Annotated in this window: 16 protein-coding genes; 11 read left to right on the top strand and 5 right to left on the bottom strand. The window is 64.5% G+C overall.

Annotation, left to right across the window (positions count from 1 at the left end; genetic code table 11):
- Window positions 1-63: 63 nt before the first annotated feature.
- The 11 genes from ACTIF6_RS06440 (at window position 64) to ACTIF6_RS06390 (ending at window position 10,637) form a co-directional block, all read left to right on the top strand.
- Window positions 64-1,272 carry a substrate-binding domain-containing protein gene (locus ACTIF6_RS06440; protein WP_439587181.1) on the top strand — a complete coding sequence of 403 codons (1,209 nt, stop codon included), beginning with the start codon at window positions 64-66 and terminating at the stop codon, window positions 1,270-1,272.
- A gap of 117 nt (window positions 1,273-1,389) precedes the next feature.
- Window positions 1,390-2,151 carry an ABC transporter ATP-binding protein gene (locus tag ACTIF6_RS06435; RefSeq protein ID WP_439587180.1) on the top strand — a complete coding sequence of 254 codons (762 nt, stop codon included), beginning with the start codon at window positions 1,390-1,392 and terminating at the stop codon, window positions 2,149-2,151.
- Window positions 2,148-2,885, top strand: coding sequence for an ABC transporter ATP-binding protein (locus ACTIF6_RS06430; RefSeq protein WP_439587179.1), 738 nt, complete (start codon window positions 2,148-2,150; stop codon window positions 2,883-2,885). The genes ACTIF6_RS06435 and ACTIF6_RS06430 overlap by 4 nt, the downstream gene beginning before the upstream one ends.
- Window positions 2,882-3,868 carry a branched-chain amino acid ABC transporter permease gene (locus ACTIF6_RS06425; protein WP_439587178.1) on the top strand — a complete coding sequence of 329 codons (987 nt, stop codon included), beginning with the start codon at window positions 2,882-2,884 and terminating at the stop codon, window positions 3,866-3,868. Before ACTIF6_RS06430 ends, ACTIF6_RS06425 begins: the two co-directional genes overlap by 4 nt.
- A gap of 16 nt (window positions 3,869-3,884) precedes the next feature.
- Window positions 3,885-4,985 carry a branched-chain amino acid ABC transporter permease gene (locus ACTIF6_RS06420; RefSeq protein WP_439587177.1) on the top strand — a complete coding sequence of 367 codons (1,101 nt, stop codon included), beginning with the start codon at window positions 3,885-3,887 and terminating at the stop codon, window positions 4,983-4,985.
- Window positions 4,982-5,863, top strand: a complete 882-nt coding sequence (locus tag ACTIF6_RS06415; protein ID WP_439587176.1) for an alpha/beta fold hydrolase — start codon at window positions 4,982-4,984, stop codon at window positions 5,861-5,863. Before ACTIF6_RS06420 ends, ACTIF6_RS06415 begins: the two co-directional genes overlap by 4 nt.
- A 116-nt stretch (window positions 5,864-5,979) precedes the next feature.
- The gene (locus ACTIF6_RS06410) at window positions 5,980-6,753 is read left to right on the top strand and encodes an ABC transporter ATP-binding protein (protein WP_439587175.1); all 774 of its coding nucleotides are present in this window, start codon (window positions 5,980-5,982) and stop codon (window positions 6,751-6,753) included.
- A 1-nt stretch (window position 6,754) separates the two neighbouring features.
- Complete coding sequence (locus ACTIF6_RS06405; protein WP_439587174.1) at window positions 6,755-7,459, top strand: ABC transporter ATP-binding protein; 705 nt, start codon at window positions 6,755-6,757, stop codon at window positions 7,457-7,459.
- 55 nt (window positions 7,460-7,514) lie between these two features.
- Window positions 7,515-8,708 (top strand): ABC transporter substrate-binding protein, encoded by a 1,194-nt coding sequence (locus tag ACTIF6_RS06400; protein WP_439587173.1) that lies wholly within the window; start codon window positions 7,515-7,517, stop codon window positions 8,706-8,708.
- Window positions 8,709-8,798: 90 nt separating this feature from the next.
- Window positions 8,799-9,683 carry a branched-chain amino acid ABC transporter permease gene (locus ACTIF6_RS06395; RefSeq protein ID WP_439587172.1) on the top strand — a complete coding sequence of 295 codons (885 nt, stop codon included), beginning with the start codon at window positions 8,799-8,801 and terminating at the stop codon, window positions 9,681-9,683.
- A 9-nt stretch (window positions 9,684-9,692) separates the two neighbouring features.
- Entirely contained in the window at window positions 9,693-10,637 is a 945-nt protein-coding gene (locus ACTIF6_RS06390) for a branched-chain amino acid ABC transporter permease (RefSeq protein WP_439587171.1), read from the top strand.
- Window position 10,638: 1 nt separating this feature from the next.
- Here the strand turns inward: ACTIF6_RS06390 and ACTIF6_RS06385 are convergent, their stop codons facing one another.
- From ACTIF6_RS06385 to ACTIF6_RS06365, 5 genes are read right to left on the bottom strand one after another with little or no spacing between them, the layout of a single operon-like run.
- Window positions 10,639-10,773, bottom strand: coding sequence for a hypothetical protein (locus ACTIF6_RS06385; protein ID WP_439587170.1), 135 nt, complete (start codon window positions 10,771-10,773; stop codon window positions 10,639-10,641).
- Complete coding sequence (locus tag ACTIF6_RS06380) at window positions 10,770-11,075, bottom strand: hypothetical protein (protein WP_439587169.1); 306 nt, start codon at window positions 11,073-11,075, stop codon at window positions 10,770-10,772. Before ACTIF6_RS06380 ends, ACTIF6_RS06385 begins: the two co-directional genes overlap by 4 nt.
- A gap of 9 nt (window positions 11,076-11,084) precedes the next feature.
- Window positions 11,085-12,173, bottom strand: a complete 1,089-nt coding sequence (gene arsB, locus ACTIF6_RS06375; RefSeq protein WP_439587168.1) for an ACR3 family arsenite efflux transporter — start codon at window positions 12,171-12,173, stop codon at window positions 11,085-11,087.
- A 3-nt stretch (window positions 12,174-12,176) separates the two neighbouring features.
- Window positions 12,177-12,674, bottom strand: a complete 498-nt coding sequence (locus ACTIF6_RS06370; RefSeq protein WP_439587167.1) for an arsenate reductase ArsC — start codon at window positions 12,672-12,674, stop codon at window positions 12,177-12,179.
- A 22-nt stretch (window positions 12,675-12,696) separates the two neighbouring features.
- On the bottom strand, window positions 12,697-13,017 hold the full coding sequence (locus ACTIF6_RS06365; RefSeq protein WP_439587166.1) for an ArsR/SmtB family transcription factor: 321 nt from the start codon (window positions 13,015-13,017) through the stop codon (window positions 12,697-12,699).
- Window positions 13,018-13,265 lie beyond the last annotated feature (248 nt).

Below are 13,265 nucleotides of genomic sequence, written 5' to 3'. Positions count from 1 at the left end.
CGAAGTCTGCAAAGCAGGGTCACGGCGCTTGGCGCTGTGATCCTTCCAACCAGGAGACAAGACATGATTCACACCACCCGCCGTCTGGCGGTCATTGCGCTCGCCTGCGCGGCCGCACTCGGTACTTCCCTCGCATCCGCTCAAGCCAACAAGGGCGAGATCCGCATCGCCCACATCCACAGCAAGACCGGCCCGCTGGAGGCGTACGCCAAGCAGACCCAGGCCGGCCTGATGATGGGCCTGAGCTATGCCACCGGCGGCACCATGATGGTCGGCGGCAAGAAGATCGTGGTGATCGAGAAGGACGACCAGGGCAAGCCCGACGTGGGCAAGAGCCTGCTGGCCACCGCCTACGCCGACGACAAGGTCGACCTGGCCATTGGCCCTACCGCATCGCCCGTGGCGCTGGCCATGCTGCCTGTGGCGGAGGAATACAGGAAGATCCTGCTGGTGGAGCCCGCCGTGGCCGACTCCATCACCGGCGACAAGTGGAACAAGTACATCTTCCGCACCGGCCGCAACAGCAGCCAGGACGCTGCCGCGAACGCCGTGGCGCTCGACCAGGCCGGCAACGTGGTCGCCACGCTGGCCAACGACAACGCCTTCGGCCGCGACGGCGTGAAGGCCGCCAAGGAATACATCAAGAAGGCCAAGATCGTTCACGAGGAATACCTGCCCGTGGGCACGACCGACTTCACCGCCGGCCTGCTGCGCATCGTCGACAAGCTCAAGGACCAGCCCGGCAACAAGTACATCTCGGTCGGCTGGTCGGGTGCGCCCACGCCGTTCCCCAAGATCGCCGAGATGGAGCTGGAGAAGCGCTACGGCATCAAGCTCGCCACCGGCGGCAACATCCTGCCCGCCATGGTGGCCTACAAGCAGTTCCCCGGCATGGAAGGTGCGCTGTACTACTACTTCGGCATCCCCAAGAACCCGGTGAACGACGCCATGGTGGCCGAGCACTACAAGCAGTTCAAGACGCCGCCCGACTTCTTCACCGCCGGTGGCTTCAGCGCCGCGATGGCCGTGGTCACCGCGCTCAAGAAGACCAACGGCGACACCAACACCGACAAGCTCATCACCACCATGGAAGGCATGAGCTTCGACACGCCCAAGGGCAAGATGACTTTCCGCAAGGAAGACCATCAGGCCATGCAGAGCATGTACCACTTCAAGATCAAGGTGGACCCCGCTTTCGCCTGGGGTGTGCCTGAGCTGGTCCGGGAAATCAAACCGGAGGAGCTGAACATTCCGATTCGGAATAAGCGCTAACCCCCTGCGCCGCTCACGCGGCTTCCCCCTTGAAAGGGGGACAACGCCTGCGGCCCGGCGAAGCCGGTTCCGCGGCATTCACGAACTGTCGCCGCCTGCGCGGCTCCGGGACTCTCCATGCTTGAAACCCAAGACCTCACGGTCCGCTTCGGCGGGCACGTGGCGGTGAGTGCCGTCTCGTGCGCGTTCGCGCCGGGCACGCTCACTGCCATCGTCGGCCCCAATGGGGCGGGCAAGACGACCTACTTCAACCTGATCTCGGGACAGATCAAGGCCAGCGCGGGCCAGGTGCTGCTGGGCGGCAAGGACATCTCTTCGCTGGGTGCGCCGGCGCGGGCGCAGGCGGGGCTGGGTCGTGCGTTCCAGCTCACCAACCTGTTTCCCCGGCTCACGGTGCAGGAGAACGTGCGGCTGGCGGTGCAGGCCAGGGCGCGTGCCGGGCTGAACCTGTGGCGCATCTGGAGCGACCGGCGCGACCTGCTGGAGCGTGCCGACGCGGTGCTGGAGACCGTGGCCCTGGCGGACAAGCGCGACGCGCTGGCTTCAAGCCTGCCGCACGGCGACCAGCGCAAGCTGGAGGTGGGCATCCTCATGGCGCTGGAGCCCGAAGTGTTCATGTTTGACGAGCCGACCGCCGGCATGAGCGTGGACGAGGTGCCGGTGATCCTGAACCTCATCCGCAAGCTCAAGGAAGACAAGAGCAAGACCATCCTGCTGGTCGAACACAAGATGGACGTGGTGCGCGAACTCTCGGACCGCATCATCGTGCTGCACAACGGCGAGCTGGTGGCCGATGGCGACCCGGCCGAAGTGATCGCCTCGCCGGTGGTGCAGCAGGCTTACCTGGGCATCAACCCCGAAGAAGAGGTGCCGGCATGAGCGACAACCTCCTCACTCTCCAGGGTGTGCACACCCACATCGGTGCGTACCACATCCTCCATGGCGTGGACCTGGTGGTGCCGGCCAACCAGCTCACGATGCTGCTCGGCCGCAACGGTGCGGGCAAGACGACCACGCTGCGCACCATCATGGGCCTGTGGCACGCGAGCCAGGGCACGGTGACGCTCGACGGGCACGACATCACCCAGCGCCAGACGCCCGACATCGCACAGAGCGGCGTGGCCTACGTGCCCGAGAGCATGGGCATCTTCTCGGACCTGTCCGTGCGCGAGAACATGCTGCTGGCCGCGCGCGGCGCGCGCACGCTCGACGACATCGACACCCAGCGGCTCGAATGGATCTTCGGCCTGTTCCCCGCCATGAAGAAATTCTGGCTGCACCCGGCCGGCAAGCTCAGCGGCGGGCAGAAGCAGATGCTCGCGGTCTCGCGCGCCATCGTCGAGCCGCGCAAGCTGCTGCTGATCGACGAGCCCAGCAAGGGCCTGGCGCCCGCGATCATCCAGAACATGATCGCGGCCTTCCGCGAACTCAAGGCCGCGAAGACCACCATCCTGCTCGTGGAGCAGAACTTCAACTTCGCGCGCCAGCTCGGCGACACCGTGGCCGTGATGGACGACGGGCGCGTGGTGCACAGCGGGTCGATGGCGGAACTGGCCGCCGATGAAGTCATGCAATCGAAGCTGCTTGGCCTCTCACTCGGAGCCCACCAATGAAACTCAACGCCGACTTCGACTGGAAGCCGCTCGCGCTGGTGCCCGTGCTCGCGTTGCTGGCCCTGCCGGCCGTGGGCAGCGGTTCCACCTGGCTCACGCTCACCGTGGCGGGCCTGGCCATGGGCATGATCATCTTCATCATCGCCTCGGGCCTCACGCTGGTGTTCGGCCTCATGGACGTGCTGAACTTCGGCCACGGCGTGTTCATTGCGCTCGGTGCCTTCGTGGCCACCACGGTGCTGGGCAGCATGAACAGCTTCACCACGGCCGACAGCCTGTGGCTGAACCTGGTGGCGCTGCTGCCGGCCATGCTGGTGGCCATGGCGGTGGCCGGCGCGCTGGGCTGGGTGTTCGAGCGGCTCATCATCCGCCCGGTGTACGGGATGCACCTGAAGCAGATCCTCATCACCATGGGCGGCATGATCATCGGCGAGGAGCTCATCAAGGTGGTGTGGGGTCCCGAGCAGATTGCGCTGCCGCTGCCCGAGAGCCTGCGCGGTTCCTTCATCTTCGGTGATGCGGCGGTGGAGAAATACCGTCTGCTCGCGGTGCTGGTGGGCGGTGCCGTGTTCGCCGCCATGGTGTGGACGCTCAACCGCACCAAGGTCGGCCTGCTGGTGCGTGCCGGCGTGCAGGACCGCGAGATGGTCGAATCGCTCGGCTACCGCATCCGCCAACTCTTCATCGGCGTGTTCGTGGTGGGCAGCGCCCTGGCCGGCCTGGGCGGCGTGATGTGGGGCCTGTACCAGCAGAGCGTGGTGCCGCAGATGGGCGCGCAGGTCAACGTGCTGATCTTCATCGTCATCATCATCGGCGGCCTCGGTTCCACCACCGGCGCGCTCATCGGTGCGCTGCTGGTGGGCCTGATGGCCAACTACACCGGCTTCCTGGCCCCCAAGGTGGCGCTGTTCTCCAACATTGCGCTCATGGTGGCCATCCTGCTGTGGCGGCCACAGGGCGTGTACCCGGTGACGAACCGTTGAACGACAGGAGCGCCGCATGATTTCCCGACTCCTCTCCAACGACCTCCCGCGCAGCCGCTGGCTCAGCGTGCTGCTGATCGTGCTCTTCCTCGGCCTGGCGTTCGCGCCGTTCCTGTTCCCGGGCGTGAAGGCGCTCAACGTCGCGGCCAAGGTGCTGATCTTCGTGGCGCTGGTCGCCAGCTTCGACCTGCTGCTGGGCTACACCGGCATCGTGAGCTTTGCGCACACCATGTTCTTCGGCATCGGCGCGTATGGCGTGGCGATCGCGCTGAACTCGGTGGAGCAGGCCAGCTGGGGCGCCATGCTGGTCGGCATCGTCTGCGCGCTGCTGATCTCGCTGGTGCTCTCGCTGCTGATCGGCCTGTTCTCGCTGCGCGTGAAGGCGATCTTCTTCGCCATGATCACGCTCGCCGTGGCCTCGGCTTTCCTCACGCTGGCCTCGCAGCTTTCGGACTTCACCGGCGGTGAAGACGGCCTCACTTTCCGCGTGCCCGAGCTGCTTTCGCCCGGCTTCACGCTGACCGAAGAACCGCTGCAGACGCCGCTGGGTTCCGTGGATCTGAACGGCAGGCTCATCACCTACTACCTGATCTTCCTGGCCGTCACCGCCATCTTCCTCACCATCCTGCGCATCGTGAACTCGCCGTTCGGCCGCGTGCTGCAGGCCATCCGGGAAAACGATTTCCGCGCTGAAGCGCTGGGCTACCGCACGGTGGTGTACCGCACGCTGTCCAACGTGTTGTCGGCGTCCTTCGCCACGCTCGCCGGCTGCCTGCTCGCCATCTGGCTGCGCTACAACGGGCCGGACACTTCGCTCTCGTTCGAGATCATGCTGGATATCCTGCTCATCGTCGTCATCGGGGGCATGGGCACGCTGTACGGCGCGCTCATCGGCAGCGTGCTGTTCCTGGTGGCGCAAAGCTATCTGCAGGACCTGCTGCGCCTGGCCGGCCAGGCCACCGAAGGCATTCCCCTGCTGCCCGCGCTGCTCACGCCCGACCGCTGGCTGCTCTGGCTGGGCCTGCTGTTCGTGCTCTCGGTGTATTACTTTCCCACCGGCATCGTGGGCAGGCTGCGCGAGAGAGCCGTGCTCACCCGCCTGAAAGGCAGCAAATGAACACCGCCATCGCCACTGCCGCCGCCGTGGTGGTGCCCCGCTCGCGCTACCTGAAGTGCGAAGGCCGCGAAATCCACTTCATGGATTGGGAGCCCGAGGAGCCCGCCGGCCCCGTGGTGGTGGCCTGGCACGGCCTGGCGCGCACGGGCCGTGACATGGACCCGCTGGCCGAACACCTGTGCGCCCTGGGCTGGCGCGTGATATGCCCCGACACCATCGGCCGGGGCCTGAGCCAGTGGAGCCCGAAGCCCGAAGCTGAGTATTGCCTGGACTTCTACAGCCGCATCGCCACCTCGCTGGTGGATCAGCTCGCCCTCAAGCGCTTCCACTGGGTGGGCACCTCCATGGGCGGCGCCATCGGCATGGCTTGCGCCGCCGGGCCATTGCACGGGCGCATTGAAAGACTCGTGCTCAACGACATCGGCCCCAAACTGGCCGATCCCGCCGTGCAACGCATCCGCAGCTACGCGGGGAGCCCGCCAGGCTTCGACACGGTGAGCGAACTGGAACAGTACTTCCGCACCATCTACAAGCCTTACGGCTACATCAGCGACGCGCAATGGCGCCTGTTCACCGAGAGTTCCACGCGCCGCCTGCCGGACGGCCGCGTGACGCCGCATTACGACCCAGCCATGGTGAGGCAGTTCATCGACCACCCCGACGACTACGACCTCTGGCCCACCTACGACCGCATCGACGTGCCGGTGTTATGCCTGCGAGGCGCAGAGTCCGACCTGCTGCTGGCCGACACCGCAGAAGCCATGCGCGACCGGGGACCGCGGGCGCTGGTGGTGACCATTGCCGGCTGCGGACACGCGCCGGCCCTGAATGTGCCGGATCAACTCGATCTGGTGCAGCGTTTTCTGGCGGGGCACTGAGTGAAGACCCTGCTTTCAACCGCAGCCAAGCGCGAGTACGCTTGCCCACCCATCACCATCGATCGCTTCTGGCTCATGCCGACGCGTGCATGGACAAACCGTCGCCGGAGAATCAATTGACAGCAGAATGCATTCTTGAAACGCAGCGTCTGAGCAGGGAATTCAAGGGGTTCGTGGCGGTCAATCAGGTGGACCTGAAGGTGCAGCGTGGCCACATCCATGCGCTGATCGGCCCGAACGGCGCGGGCAAGACCACGTTCTTCAACCTGCTCACCAAGTTTCTTCCGCCCAGCAGTGGAAGCATCCACTTCAATGGCGTCGACATCACCCAGGAAAAGCCCGCACAGACCGCGCGGCGCGGCATCGTCCGTTCCTTCCAGATCTCTGCGGTGTTCCCTCACATGACGGTGCTGGAGAACGTGCGTGCGGCCCTGCAGCGCAATCTCGGCACCTCGTTCCATTTCTGGAAGCCGGAAAGCTCGCTGCATCACCTGCACGAGCGTGCACGCGAATTGCTGGCGGCGGTGGACCTGCAGGACTTTGCCGACGAGTTGACGGTGAACCTGCCCTATGGCCGAAAACGTGCGCTGGAACTGGCCACCACGCTGGCACTGGAGCCCGAGCTGATGTTGCTGGACGAGCCCACGCAGGGCATGGGCCATGAAGACGTGGACCGGGTGACGCAGTTGATCAAGAAGGTTTCGAAAGGGCGCACCATCCTGATGGTGGAACACAACATGAACGTCGTGGCTTCGATTGCCGATCGCATCACGGTGCTGCAACGGGGCGCGATCATCGCCGACGGGCCCTATGCAGAAGTGTCGAAGAATCCGCAGGTGATCGAGGCCTACATGGGCTCGGCCGACACCGCCTTGCAGGGAGCGCACTGACATGGCCAAGGAAATGCTCCGCATCGACGACCTGCATGCCTGGTACGGCGAGTCCCATATCCTGCATGGCGTGAACCTCACCGTGCACGAGGGCGAAGTCATCACGCTGTTGGGTCGCAATGGCGCCGGTCGCACCACCACCATGCGCGCCATCGTGGGCCTTACAGGCAAGCGCACGGGCTCCATCCGCATCCAGGGCACCGAGTCCATCGGCATGGCGCCGCACCGGGTGGCCCATCTTGGCATTGGTTATTGCCCCGAAGAGCGCGGCATCTTCGCCAGCCTGAGCGCCGAAGAAAACCTCATGTTGCCGCCCGTGCTGGGGCCGGGTGGCATGTCGCTGGACGAGATCTACGACATGTTCCCGAACCTGAAGGAACGCGCCAGCAGCCCGGGTACGCGCCTCTCGGGCGGTGAGCAGCAGATGCTGGCGGTCGCCCGCATCCTGCGCACCGGCGCCCGCCTGCTGCTGCTGGACGAAATATCCGAAGGCCTCGCGCCCGTGATCGTGCAGAAGCTCGCCGAGATGATCCTCGCCCTCAAGAAGAAGGGCTACACGATCGTGCTGGTCGAACAGAACTTCCGCTTTGCAGCGCCCCTGGCCGATCAGTTCTACGTGATGGAGCACGGCGTCATCGTCAAGCAATTCGAGAAAAAGGAATTGAGCCAGAACATGGCCATGTTGCAGGAGTACCTGGGCGTCTGACCGCGGCATCCGCATCGGAATTTCGTCCGGCTTTTTTTAACCCGAAGGAGACATCATGAAACTCAAACCCATCGTCATCGCCGCGTCCATCGCGCTGGCCACCGCCGCATCCGCGCAGGGCACCGGCCCGGTCAGGATCGGCTTCATCACCGACATGTCCAGCCTCTATGCAGACATCGACGGCCCCGCCGGCGCCGAGATGGTCAAGTGGGCGGCCGCAGACTTCGGCGGCAAGGTGCTGGGCCGCCCGATCGAGGTGCTGTCGGCCGACCACCAGAACAAGGCCGACGTGGCCAGTTCCAAGGCCCGTGAGTGGATCGACAAGGAAGGCCTGTCCATGCTGGTGGGTGGCACCAACTCCGGCACGGCCCTGGCCATGGCCAAGGTGGCTGAAGAGAAGAAGCGCCCGTTCATCGTCATCGGTGCCGGCTCGGCGCGCCTGACCAACGAAGCCTGCTCGCCCTACACCGTGCACTACGCCTACGACACCGTGGCACTGGCCAAGGTGGCGGGCAATGCGCTGGTCAAGGGCGGTGCCAAGAACTGGTACTTCCTGACCGCCGACTACGCTTTCGGCCACTCGCTGGAAGCCGACGCGTCGACGGTGGTGAAGGCCAACGGTGGCACCGTGGCAGGCTCTGTGCGCCACCCGCTCAATGCGTCTGACTTCTCCTCGTTCCTGCTGCAGGCACAGACCTCCAAGGCCGACGTGCTGGCGCTGGCCAACGCCGGTGGCGACTTCACCAATGCGATGAAGGCCGCCCGGGAATTCGGCATCAACAAGAGCATGAAGATCGCTGGCTTGCTGGTGTTCATCAACGACGTGCACAGCCTGGGCCTGGCCAACACCGAAGGCCTGCAACTGGCCGACAGCTGGTACTGGAACCAGGACGATGCCTCGCGCAAGTTTGCCAAGCGCTTCTTCGAGAAATACAAGCGCATGCCTTCGTCGCTCCAGGCCGCCAACTACTCGGCAACCACCACCTACCTGAAGGCGGTGCAGGCGACGGGCACCACCGACGCCGACAAGGTCATGGCTGCCATGAAAAGCACGAAGGTCAACGACTTCTACAGCAAAGGTCAGATCCGCGCCGATGGCCGCATGATCCACGACATGTACCTGTACCAGGTCAAGGGCAACAAGGAATCCACCACGCCGTGGGACTACTACAAGCTGGTGGCCAAGGTGCCGGGGGACCAGGCGTACACCACCCTGGCCGAGTCCAAGTGCACGCTGGTCAAGAAGTAAACGCTTGAAGCAGGGCGCGCCCCGATCGGGGCGCGCTCATGTCGAATCACTGGCTGCTTTTTTGAGTCTGGCCTGACCGGACGAGATTCCATGGAAATTTTCGGCATACCCCATCAGGCCTTCATGGGCCAGATCCTGCTCGGGCTCGTCAATGGCGCGTTCTACGCCATGCTCAGCCTCGGTCTGGCGGTGATCTTCGGACTTCTGGGCGTGGTCAACTTCGCGCACGGGACCCTCTACATGCTGGGCGCGTTTGCCGCCTGGATCATGCTCGACCAGTTCGGCGTGAACTACTGGATTTCGTTGCTGGTTGCACCGCTCCTCGTGGGGGCGCTGGGTGTGGTGATCGAGCGCCTCTTCCTGCGGCACCTCTACAAGCTCGACCCGCTATACGGCCTGCTGCTCACCTTCGGCCTCACGCTGATTCTCGAAGGCGTGTTCCGCGAGATCTACGGCGCCTCGGGCCAGAACTACCCGGTGCCTGATCTGCTGCAAGGTGCCACCAACCTGGGCTTCATGTTCCTGCCCAACTACCGTGCCTGGGTGGTCTTCGCATCGCTGGCGGTGTGCTTCGGCACCTGGTACCTCATCGAGCGCACGCGCCTGGGCGCCTACCTCAGGGCCGGCACCGAAAACTCCGCCCTGGTCCAGACCTTCGGCGTCAACGTGCCCCTGATGGTGATGCTCACCTACGGCGCGGGCGCGGCCCTGGCCGCGCTGGCCGGCGTGCTGGCCGCACCCATCATCCAGGTGAGTCCGTTGATGGGCTCGAACCTCATCATCGTGGTGTTCGCGGTGGTGGTGATCGGTGGCATGGGCTCCATCATGGGTTCGATCCTCACGGGGCTCGCACTCGGCGTGGTCGAAGGCATGACCCGCGTTTTCTACCCCGAGGCGTCGAACATCGTGGTGTTCGTCATCATGGTCCTGGTGCTCATGGTGCGCCCGGCCGGCCTGTTCGGCAAAGAGGCCTGAAGTCATCCTATGAAAAACCTGTCCAGATCCACCCGCGTCACCTACGCCGTCCTGCTGGCGATCGCCGTGGTCGCCCCTCTCGTGGGGTTGTATCCCGTGTTCCTGATGAAGCTGCTGTGCTTCGCGCTGTTCGCCTGCGCGTTCAACCTGCTGCTCGGCTTCACCGGTCTGCTGTCCTTCGGGCATGCCGCCTTCTTCGGCTCGGCGGCCTACATCTCCGGCCACCTCATCAAGGTCTACGCGCTCACGCCCGAATGGGGCCTGCTGGCCGGCACCGTGGGCGCCGGGCTCATCGGCCTGGTGGTGGGTGCGGTCGCGATTCGCCGCCAGGGCATCTACTTCGCCATGATCACGCTGGCCATTGCGCAGATGGTGTACTTCGTCTGCCTGCAGGTGCCGCAGACCGGCGGTGAAGATGGCCTGCAGGGCGTGCCGCGCGGCGAGCTGTTCGGGCTGATCTCGCTGGCGTCGGACACCAGCATGTACTACCTGGTGCTTGCCATCTTCGTCGCCTGCTTCATGGCCATCTCGCGCATCGTCCATTCACCTTTTGGCCAGGTGCTGAAGATGATCCGCGAGAACGAACCCCGCGCCATCTCGCTCGGTTACCAGACCGACAAATACAAGCTGCTGGCCTTCGTGCTCTCAGCCGCTCTGGCGGGCCTCGCCGGTTCGCTCAAGACCCTGGTGATGGGTTTTGCCACGTTGTCTGACGCGCACTGGAGCATGTCGGGCGAGGTCATCCTCATGACCCTGCTGGGCGGCGTGGGCACCCTGTTCGGCCCCGTGCTGGGCGCCGGCATCGTCATTGCGCTGCAGAACCTGCTGGCCGACAAGGTCGGCTCGTGGGTCACCGTGATCATCGGTGTGATCTTCGTGGTGTGCGTGCTGGCATTCCGCAAGGGGATCGTGGGTGAGCTGCGGGCGGCGCTGGAGCGGCGACCGAGCAACTAGATCAGCTGCGGTCCGCGTGCGACCAGCCGGGCACGTTGACAAAGTAGCGCAGCGCCTTGCCCCGGGTGAAGAGCAAACCTTCATCCATCAGTTGCGACAGGTCGCGCGTGGCGGTGGCTTTGGATATGCGGGTCATCTGGACTCGAACCACAGGTGCGCGATCGCCGCGCGGGCGATGCCATCCAATGGCGCTGCTTCTTGCGGCTGGCCGGGCCGCGTGCTCGCAAACCAGTTTTGCATCGGGTCTTCGTGATCGCGGTAGTTGCCCACCTGAATGCGCCGCAAGCCACTGGCCCCGTTGGGGAACAACGCCGCGTGCCAGCGGCACAGCCGGTCCTTGTCCAGCACATCGGAAAAACTGTGGGTCGCGTCTTCCATCACGTCCACCAGTCCATCCACCTGCCGGCTTACCGGCACTGAATCATCCGATTCCAGCACCCAGGTGCCTCAGCGCGTTTTTGGCACGACGGGCTGCTCGTACCAGGATCTGGAGCGGTTCACCACCGCCACCACCGCCAGCATCAAGGGCACCTCGATCAGCACGCCCACCACGGTGGCCAGCGCGGCGCCGGACTGGAAGCCGAACAGGCTGATGGCGGTGGCCACCGCCAGTTCGAAGAAATTGCTCGCACCGATGAGCGCCGACGGCCCGGCCACGCAGTGCTGCACGCCCAGTTTTCGGCTGAGGCCATACGCCAGGCTCGCGTTGAACACCACTTGAATCAGGATGGGCACGGCCAGCAGCGCAATCACCAGCGGCTGAGCCAGGATGGCCTCGCCCTGGAAGGCAAACAGCAGCACCAGCGTCAGCAACAGGGCGCCGATGGAGGCTGGCCCCAGGCGGGAAATCACCTTGTCGAAATGCGCCTGCCCGCGCTTGAGCAAGGCTTTGCGCCATGCCTGTGCCACGATGACCGGCACCATGATGTACAGACCCACCGAGGTCAGCAGGGTGTCCCATGGCACGGTGATGGAGGACAGGCCGAGCAGCAAGGCCACGATGGGTGCGAAGGCCACCACCATGATGGCGTCGTTCAAGGCCACCTGGGACAGGGTGAAGTACGGGTCGCCCTTGCAGAGCTGGCTCCAGACGAACACCATGGCGGTGCAGGGCGCGGCCGCCAGCAGGATGAGGCCGGCCACGTAGCTGTCAAGCTGGTCTTGCGGCAGCCAGGGCGTGAACACATGGCGGATGAAAATCCAGCCCAGCAGTGCCATCGAGAAGGGCTTGACCGCCCAGTTGATGAACAGGGTCACGCCGATGCCGCGCGCATGCGCGCGAACCTGACCCAGCGCTGCGAAGTCGATCTTCAGCAGCATTGGAACGATCATCACCCAGATGAGCACCCCGACCGGGATGTTCACCTGCGCCACCTCCAGCGCCGCAACACCTTGAAAGAAGCCCGGCATCCACTGGCCGAGCGCGATGCCGGCCACGATGCACAACGCCACCCACAAGGTCAGGTAGCGCTCGAAGAAACCCATGGTGGGCTGGGCGGCTGCGGACGCCGCCTGCGCTGTCGTGGTGGTGCTCATGGGTCAGTGTTTGGCCAGGCCGCGTGCGGCGTCTTGCAGCGCCAGCTTGTCCACGCTCGAAGCCGGCAGGTTCACCAGCAGCTCGATGCGCCGGCGGATGGCCAGAAGCGTCTGCCGAAAAGCCTCGAGCTGCTGCGCATGCGTGCCCTTCACCTCCGAAGGGTCCGCATAGCCCCAATGAGCGGTGGCCGGTTGACCCGGCCAGTACGGGCACACCTCGCCAGCGGCGTTGTCGCACACCGTGATCACCAGATCCATGTGGGGTGCATCGGGCTCACCGAACGTGTCCCAACTCTTGCTGTTCAGGCCTTCGGTGGAGATGCCGGCTCGCTGCAGCACCTCCAGGGCCAGCGGGTTGGGTTGCTGGTTCTCGCGAGGGCTGCTGCCCGCAGAGAACGCCTTGAAGCGCCCGCTGCCCAGGTGGTTGAGCGTGGCTTCGGCCAGGATGCTGCGAGCCGAGTTGTGTGTGCACAGGAAGAGCACGTTGAGAGGACGATTCATGGTGGTGGCTCAGCTTGATGCATCAGCACTTGCACGAGGCGCTTTCCACGTCGCACGCCGCGCCCTGGCAGCAGTTCTCGGTGAGGTAGGCCAGCAAGCCATTCATGTGGGCGTAGGCCGCGCGGTAGATGAGGTTGCGTCCATCCCGCTGCTGGGTGGCCAGGCCGGCGTTGACCAGTTCCTTCAGGTGAAAGGACAGCTTGGTGGCCGCAATGTCGAGTTGCTCGGTCATGACGCCGGGCGTGAGGCCTTCTTCTCCTGCCACGACCAGCGCGCGGAAGACGCGAAGACGGTGTTCATGGGCAAGAGCCGCGAGGGATTGGATGACGGTGTCTTCGTTCATGATTCTATCATACAAGTATTGTTGAATTATTTTTGGAAAGCATCAAAATTTGTTGGGGACATGCGGCTCATGGGTGGACGGTTTGATACCGTGGGGCGTTTGCTGGCTGCGAACCGCCTGCGGTAAAGTCGGCCCCGCTCACGAAAAAGGTGAGCCGGGCCTGAGAACCCGATGCATTGCAGCCTGAAAGGCTGCATCGATCCGACAAGGACTGCAGCCTTTGTCGTTCGTGCTCCATTTTTATGGCG

Source organism: Hydrogenophaga sp., assembly GCF_051860785.1.
Classification (GTDB): domain Bacteria; phylum Pseudomonadota; class Gammaproteobacteria; order Burkholderiales; family Burkholderiaceae_C; genus Hydrogenophaga.
This window is presented reverse-complemented; position numbering and strand designations above follow the sequence as displayed.